This window comes from Capnocytophaga catalasegens (assembly GCF_026005215.1).
In the GTDB taxonomy this organism is placed as follows: Bacteria; Bacteroidota; Bacteroidia; order Flavobacteriales; family Flavobacteriaceae; genus Capnocytophaga; species Capnocytophaga catalasegens.
This window is the reverse complement of the sequence record NZ_BPMA01000010.1, coordinates 1-6,227: the sequence shown is the minus strand read 5'-3', so window position 1 is coordinate 6,227 and position 6,227 is coordinate 1. Positions and strand designations below refer to the sequence as shown.

12 protein-coding genes are annotated in these 6,227 nt (G+C 31.1%); 6 read left to right on the top strand and 6 right to left on the bottom strand.

Going from position 1 to position 6,227, the window contains the following annotated elements:
• From OO775_RS02230 to OO775_RS02205, 6 genes are all read left to right on the top strand, one after another.
• A partial coding sequence (locus OO775_RS02230; RefSeq protein ID WP_264845103.1) for a transposase occupies positions 1–183 on the top strand: 183 nt, incomplete at its 5' end.
• Between the two features lie 50 nt (positions 184–233).
• Positions 234–815: a hypothetical protein gene (locus OO775_RS02225; RefSeq protein ID WP_264845380.1), complete on the top strand. Its 582-nt coding sequence runs from the start codon at positions 234–236 to the stop codon at positions 813–815.
• Between the two features lie 23 nt (positions 816–838).
• Complete coding sequence (locus OO775_RS02220; protein ID WP_264845379.1) at positions 839–1,606, top strand: hypothetical protein; 768 nt, start codon at positions 839–841, stop codon at positions 1,604–1,606.
• A gap of 165 nt (positions 1,607–1,771) precedes the next feature.
• Positions 1,772–1,933, top strand: a complete 162-nt coding sequence (locus tag OO775_RS14050; protein WP_309297235.1) for a hypothetical protein — start codon at positions 1,772–1,774, stop codon at positions 1,931–1,933.
• Complete coding sequence (locus OO775_RS02210) at positions 1,926–2,207, top strand: winged helix-turn-helix domain-containing protein (protein ID WP_264845378.1); 282 nt, start codon at positions 1,926–1,928, stop codon at positions 2,205–2,207. The genes OO775_RS14050 and OO775_RS02210 overlap by 8 nt, the downstream gene beginning before the upstream one ends.
• Positions 2,208–2,225: 18 nt before the next feature.
• On the top strand, positions 2,226–2,504 hold the full coding sequence (locus OO775_RS02205; RefSeq protein ID WP_264845377.1) for a 2TM domain-containing protein: 279 nt from the start codon (positions 2,226–2,228) through the stop codon (positions 2,502–2,504).
• A gap of 85 nt (positions 2,505–2,589) precedes the next feature.
• On the opposite strand, the gene OO775_RS02200 is transcribed toward OO775_RS02205, so the two are convergent.
• The 6 genes from OO775_RS02200 to OO775_RS02175 all read right to left on the bottom strand — a co-directional run.
• Entirely contained in the window at positions 2,590–3,240 is a 651-nt protein-coding gene (locus OO775_RS02200; protein WP_264845376.1) for a phosphatidylserine decarboxylase family protein, read from the bottom strand.
• 5 nt (positions 3,241–3,245) lie between these two features.
• A complete protein-coding gene (locus tag OO775_RS02195) occupies positions 3,246–4,127 on the bottom strand; it encodes a phosphatidate cytidylyltransferase (RefSeq protein WP_264845375.1) in 882 nt (293 codons plus the stop codon).
• Positions 4,128–4,137: 10 nt separating this feature from the next.
• Positions 4,138–4,734: an LUD domain-containing protein gene (locus tag OO775_RS02190; protein ID WP_264845374.1), complete on the bottom strand. Its 597-nt coding sequence runs from the start codon at positions 4,732–4,734 to the stop codon at positions 4,138–4,140.
• A gap of 187 nt (positions 4,735–4,921) precedes the next feature.
• Entirely contained in the window at positions 4,922–5,224 is a 303-nt protein-coding gene (locus OO775_RS02185) for a hypothetical protein (protein ID WP_264845373.1), read from the bottom strand.
• Positions 5,225–5,266: 42 nt separating this feature from the next.
• Positions 5,267–5,632: a hypothetical protein gene (locus OO775_RS02180; RefSeq protein WP_264845372.1), complete on the bottom strand. Its 366-nt coding sequence runs from the start codon at positions 5,630–5,632 to the stop codon at positions 5,267–5,269.
• On the bottom strand, positions 5,629–6,227 hold a 599-nt coding region (locus OO775_RS02175), incomplete at its 5' end, for a hypothetical protein (protein ID WP_264845371.1). The genes OO775_RS02180 and OO775_RS02175, both read right to left, overlap by 4 nt.

Below are 6,227 nucleotides of genomic sequence, written 5' to 3'. Positions count from 1 at the left end.
TTGAAATGGGTGCATATTGTTATCAGTAATGCCAAGCGGAATTTATTATGTAACTATCACAAAATCAAACGGAAGTATTTACAATTATACTTAGACGAATTTGTTTACAAGCTCAATCGTCGTTACTTTGCAGAGCATTTATTTGACAGATTGGTTTTAGCCAATATTACAGCTTATGAGTGATTACGGATATACAATAAATAATTAGATTATTAACTTTAAAATTTAGAAAAATGGAAAATTTTAATCCGAATGAAAGTTTGAAAATTATTCAAACAATTATCAATCAACGAAAACAAAAGTATGAGGAAAATGGATTTTTCTTTATATTTTGGGGAATTTTGGTAGCAATAGCAGGAATTTTGCAGTTTCTGATGCTTCATTTCAATTATTATCCTGAAAAATCAGGCTTGGTATGGGCTATTTTGATGCCTTTGGGATTTATTTTTACCTTTGCTGCCAAAATGAAAAAAAGTATCAAAGCCGAAAAACAAGGAAAATCAACCGATTGGACGGATTGGATTTGGTTTTTTGCAGGGATTTCGGCAATGATTGGCGGATTTTCACCGATTTTATCAAAATTTTTAGTCCTAATCATTTATTCGCCTATGGTAATGGCTTCTTTGGCAACTGCTTTACAATTGAAAAACAGACTTTGGATTTTTACTTCATCGGTTTCTTTTGTATTGATTTATAGTTCATTATATGTGAATTACGGATATTTCATAACGCTTTTAAGTTCGCTTTTGGCGGTATTGATGTTGCTAATTCCAGGGATAAAACTGCACACAGATTATAAAAAACGAAATTTATAAAATATTTTACACAGAATGGGATTATGAAAAATAAATCATTTGAACACTTTTTTTCTCAAATAGAGAAAGAAATTTTTGATATTGAAAAAATAATAGACAATGAGAATATACGAAATAAATATAACAATGATATGTTTTGCCCTGAGTGTTTTAAGGCAAAACTAACATTTGTGGAAAAAACTAGTTTTCGTAAAGCTCATCTAAGAAGAATACCATCATCTGAACATTATCCTAAATGCTCATATAATTTTGAATATGCAACAAAAAAAATGATTCAAAGCTATTTTAATTCTTTGGATAAAAATCAAATAAGAGATAAATTACATTCCATAATGAGGATGCTTTGCAAATCTAAAATTGAAAATTTTTCAACTAATAAAGAAAAATATTCTGATATTGATGTATCTCCGATGCTTATTAAGGAAAATAGAAATGTAACACACACAAAATCCTTGAGAAGAAAAAGTTTAAATAATTTTATAGATAAAAATGAAAATGGGGAGATTTATGCATTTTATGGGAAAGGGATACTCAGAACAATAGAGAAAGAAGGAAAAAAAGAAGGAGAAAAAGAAGGAGAAAAATTTAAATATTATTTTTTAGAAATTTGGAGGCGAAATAACCAAAATGAAATGCGTAAAACAAGTTCATATCGAGGGAATATTAAAGATCTAATAGAAGAAAATGCTGTATATAACATTGTTTTTATAGGTGAAGTAATTTTTAAAAATGATTATCCAAATATAAAATTAATCAACAAGGATGCTCTATTATTCCAAATAGAAGAGTAATTTTGGTTTAAAAAAATAAATTCAATCGTATGACACAGAAAGAGAGAGAAGCAATTATATAAGGCTATTGATAAAATACTTTGGGAAAATTGGGATCCCATAGGCGTAAATGATAATGAAGAATGCCGAGACGAATACCAAAGCTACACACCGCATATATTTAGTTTGGTAATTCGAAATGCAGATGCGTTCAAAATAGCAAAACATCTGTATCAGGTGGAAACACAATCGATGGGAATGCTGGGCAGTCAAAGGCATTGTCAAGAAATTGCTCAGAAAATCATTGAAATGTCCCAAAAAATTAAAAAAAATAATTCCGATGTTTAAAGATTTAGACCCACTTTTGCATTCGCAGTTGCGACTGGCGATAATGTCGCTTTTGGTTTCGGAAGAAAAAGCAGATTTCAACCGAATAAAGGAAGTTACCAAAGCCACTTCGGGGAATATCAGTGTGCAGATAGGCAAACTCGAAACGGCAGGATACATTTCCGTAACCAAGTTATTTAAAGATAATTACCCCAACACGATCCTCACGCTCACCCCGAAAGGATTACAAGCATTTGATAGTTATGTAGAGGCATTGAAAGGATATTTGAAATAATTTTAAAACTGAAATACAATGGAAACAACAAACGAAAATGCCTACAAAAAGGCACAAAAACGCGTGAAAAAACTCAAAAAATTTTACAATCATCTGTTTTCTTACTTGATAATCAATTCTTTTTTGGTGGGATTAAATCTTTATCAAAATCCGCATAACCCTTGGAGTTTGTGGGTGATTTTCGGCTGGGGAATCGGATTGACTTCACACGCACTCAGGGTATTTGCCCCCGATATTTTCTTCGGAAAGAATTGGGAAGAGCGAAAAATAAGAGAACTAATGGAACAAGAAAAATAATGGAAAATTTTGGTAACAAAAAACTCAACTTGAAATCATCAAATTGAGTTTTTTATTTCAAAAAGACAGAATTTTAGAGAAAATTCTATTTCTCAGCTAAGATATCAATTCCTCCTTTAACTATCTGATTAAGAGATACTTTCACATCAACATCAAGCGGTAAATAAATATCAACTCGTGAACCAAATTTGATAAATCCTGCATCAGTACCTTGTATAGCTAATTGGTTTTCTTTAGCGTAATTGACAATTCGCTTTGCCAAAGCTCCTGCTATTTGACGATAGAGTACTTTACCGAAAATTTCGTTTTCAACAACCACCGTAGTTCTTTCGTTTTCTTCGGAAGCTTTGGGATGCCAAGCAACCAAGTATTTGCCTGGGTGATATTTGCTATAAACAATCTTTCCGCTTGTAGGATAGCGAGTTACGTGAACATTGAGTGGAGACATAAATACTGAAATCATCAGCCGTTTATTATTAAAATATTCTTTTTCAAAGACCTCTTCTATAACAACTACTTTTCCATCAACAGCCGAAATAATTTTGTGCAAATCTTGCTGTGTATTTCGTTTCGGATTACGAAAAAATTGAAGTATCAGTGCCAAAAAAACAAGTGCAACAATCTGAATTATTTTCTGTAACCAAACGATATCAATAAGATATTCTACTGAGAGGCAAATAGCTCCTACTATAAAAACAGCTATTGAAATAATTTTAAAACCTTCTTTATGAAACATAATTTTTAATGATTGATAAAATAAATAATTTGCAATACAGCATAAGCAAAAGGCGAAGCAAAAATAAGACTATCTAAACGATCAAGCAAGCCCCCATGACCAGGCAAGATAGTTCCACTATCTTTCTTACCACCAACTCGCTTGAATTTTGACTCAACCAAATCGCCAATAGCGCCAGTTACCACAAGCATAATACATAGAAGAATCCAAGTAAGTGTTGATTTTTCGCTATAATATGAAAAAAGAACAGCGAAAAGTAATGCTCCTAAAAATCCGCCTATAAAACCTTCAATCGTTTTTTTAGGAGAAACCGATGGAAATAACTTGTGCTTGCCTAAAGCCTTTCCGCTCAAATAAGCGAAACTGTCACTTGCCCAAATGATACACAAAATCCCTATCATTGTATGTTGAGCTTCGTTGAGCGAACGAACTTCGGTTGGGAAGCTTGAAAAAATTTGACGAAGTCTAAAATCTTCAAAACCGACATATAAACGAGCTATTTCACTCTGATAAATCATTGGTAAGAAAATACAACCTCCACCAATGTATAGCAAACTCAGCATAAATTTTTCCCTTTCTGTATATGTAATTTTTTCTTTTTTGAAAAGATGAAAAGTTAGAATCAGATTCGTAATAATTACAGCAAAAAGCAGAATATTTTTGATAAACAGGTTAATATCAATATGAATAAAAATCCACCATAAAAGCAGGAAAGTAAAGAAAATGCGATACTCTGATAGACGAATAATACGTTTGAATTCGTATATACAAATGATCCCAAAGATAAGAAATAGAAAGTCAAATGCCGAAGCGTTCAGCATAATAGCAGCAAGTAGTAGAAAAATGTATATTACTCCTGTTAATCCTCTTTTCAAAAGTTCATTCACGAGAAAAAAATTAGGTTAAATCTTCTAACAAAAGTAAATACATCTTACGAGGACAACTTCCGTAAGACAAAAAATTATTATCTTTTCGTTTTTCAAAATTCTGAAAAGTTGTAATATTACTTGGTCGTTGCTCTTTTGGTCGTCCATTGATACCGCGTAATCCGTCACTTATATGATTTACAATTTGACTAGTTTTAGCAAAAACAATAATGGTTTCAGGAAGTTCATTCAGTCGCTTGCCTCCTAATTGATTTGAAGAAAATAAAATGGAACCATTAAAAGCAATGAGGTATTCGCAATCCGTCATAAAAACAGAGGCATGCTCGAAAGAATTTGTAAAAAAACGAGCATAATGTTCTGAGAAAATGTGTTCAATTTCTAAATTGGGACAACAAATTTTTTCCTGCAAATTCTCTCCAACAATTCCATCAAAAGCATCAATAATCTCTTTCATTGTATCACAATAAACAAAAATCCCTCCGTTGTTTTTAAAATTGACAACGAAGCGTTCATCCATAGGTGTATGGTCGTTATTAGGTGCAAATGCACCTAAATGAGTGTCTGTTTTTTCCTTAGAATTTCCAAATAATTTGTCGAATAAACCCATTAAATATAAAATTGGTTACCCTCTTAGGGCGTAAAGTTAGTAAAAACTTGTGTATTATACTACTAAAAAAATGTTTTTTATTTACTAATTTTTATAACTATTTGATTTTTAATAAATTGAACTTCAAAATGAGATTAATCAAAAGATATTAATGTTTTGTTAAAAAAAAATCATGAGGTATTGATTTTTAATAGCCATACACTCCTTTTGCCCTTGCTCCGACCAATAAAACCATTGCTAAAATAATTTCTATTATTACGATTAGTGATAGTAAAAATATAAAAAAAAGTGTGTAGATAGTTTGCTTTTTGATGAATGATAGCGAGGCAAAAATACTTACAATAAGCTGAAAAACAGCAATTAAAAACAAGACAAAGACGCTTGTTATGGCTAACTCTATCTCCGTTTTGAATGAATAGTAAAACGATGCGAGATACCCAACAAAAAATACCATTGCTGATAAAATGTTATATCTCCAAAATTGCTTCATAGTTCTTTTTGTTACCCAATTTTTGTTATATTTTATTCAACATTAAGATAATTTCTTTTCTATTTTTCTAAAACTGATGAATAATAAAAAATATCCTAAACTGATTGAGGTTAATATAAGTATTGTCCGCAAGGGGCGGTATCCCCACCCTATGAATCCGACGTACAAAAATAATATTAAAAACGGAATAATTGCTGTTTTCTTTTTCCAAAAGAATAAAAATGCACTAAAAATCAAGCTGATAGGATATAAAAATTTGAATACAAGATGAACCAATATCCCCCACGATATATCCCTTTGGAAGAAATAATGCTTTTTGTAGAAATAGACTCCCATATCGTGTACGAAAATGGCTACTATCCACGCTACAAAAATGACGAATGCACAGAAAATTACTTTTTTTGTCATAATGTTTTCAATATAAAATAATTCCCAAAAATAAACCCCAAAAAATCTTTTTTGAACTTATATGGATTGTAAAACAGGTATTTTCGCAATACAAAAATCGCTGTAAACGTAATAAAAAAATCTAAGATTAAATGAATTATATTCCAATTCTTCACAATGGTTGAACAATTTTCTCCTATATATCTGTATTCGTAAAACGGAAACGGAAGCCCAATCAAAATATCATTTACGTTGTTTTGCTTTTCCAACGGAAAAAATGAAAGGAACGAAATGCTACAAAAAATTAAAATCGGCAATAACAGAACAGAAAACAGGGTTTTTATCTTTTGTTGTAATGTTGTGGTTTGTTTTTTGAAAAATGTGTAAAAAATAAAACATATTACCCAACAAATCAGCGGGTTAGCCAAGGCGAATTTACCAGTTTTTCCTGTGCCACTGCCATAACCCCATAAAAAATCTTGGCAACCGTTTCCCATAAAATTATAGCCAAAATGTGGAAACGGAAAGCCAATGCAAATTTCCCAAAGTGGATCTTTTTCTAAAAAATAGAAAAAACTAAACAAATATCCCGTTAAAAAAGCAAAAACAATACTGA

What these genes read in the sequence shown, in the direction of transcription:
- OO775_RS02225 (WP_264845380.1), top strand. Translation starts at nt 234, where the DNA reads ATGGAAAATTTTAATCCGAATGAAAGTTTGAAAATTATTCAAACAATT.
- OO775_RS02220 (WP_264845379.1), top strand. Translation starts at nt 839, where the DNA reads ATGAAAAATAAATCATTTGAACACTTTTTTTCTCAAATAGAGAAAGAA.
- OO775_RS02210 (WP_264845378.1), top strand. Translation starts at nt 1,926, where the DNA reads ATGTTTAAAGATTTAGACCCACTTTTGCATTCGCAGTTGCGACTGGCG.
- OO775_RS02205 (WP_264845377.1), top strand. Translation starts at nt 2,226, where the DNA reads ATGGAAACAACAAACGAAAATGCCTACAAAAAGGCACAAAAACGCGTG.
- OO775_RS02200 (WP_264845376.1), bottom strand. Translation starts at nt 3,240, where the DNA reads ATGTTTCATAAAGAAGGTTTTAAAATTATTTCAATAGCTGTTTTTATA.
- OO775_RS02190 (WP_264845374.1), bottom strand. Translation starts at nt 4,734, where the DNA reads ATGGGTTTATTCGACAAATTATTTGGAAATTCTAAGGAAAAAACAGAC.
- OO775_RS02185 (WP_264845373.1), bottom strand. Translation starts at nt 5,224, where the DNA reads ATGAAGCAATTTTGGAGATATAACATTTTATCAGCAATGGTATTTTTT.
- OO775_RS02180 (WP_264845372.1), bottom strand. Translation starts at nt 5,632, where the DNA reads ATGACAAAAAAAGTAATTTTCTGTGCATTCGTCATTTTTGTAGCGTGG.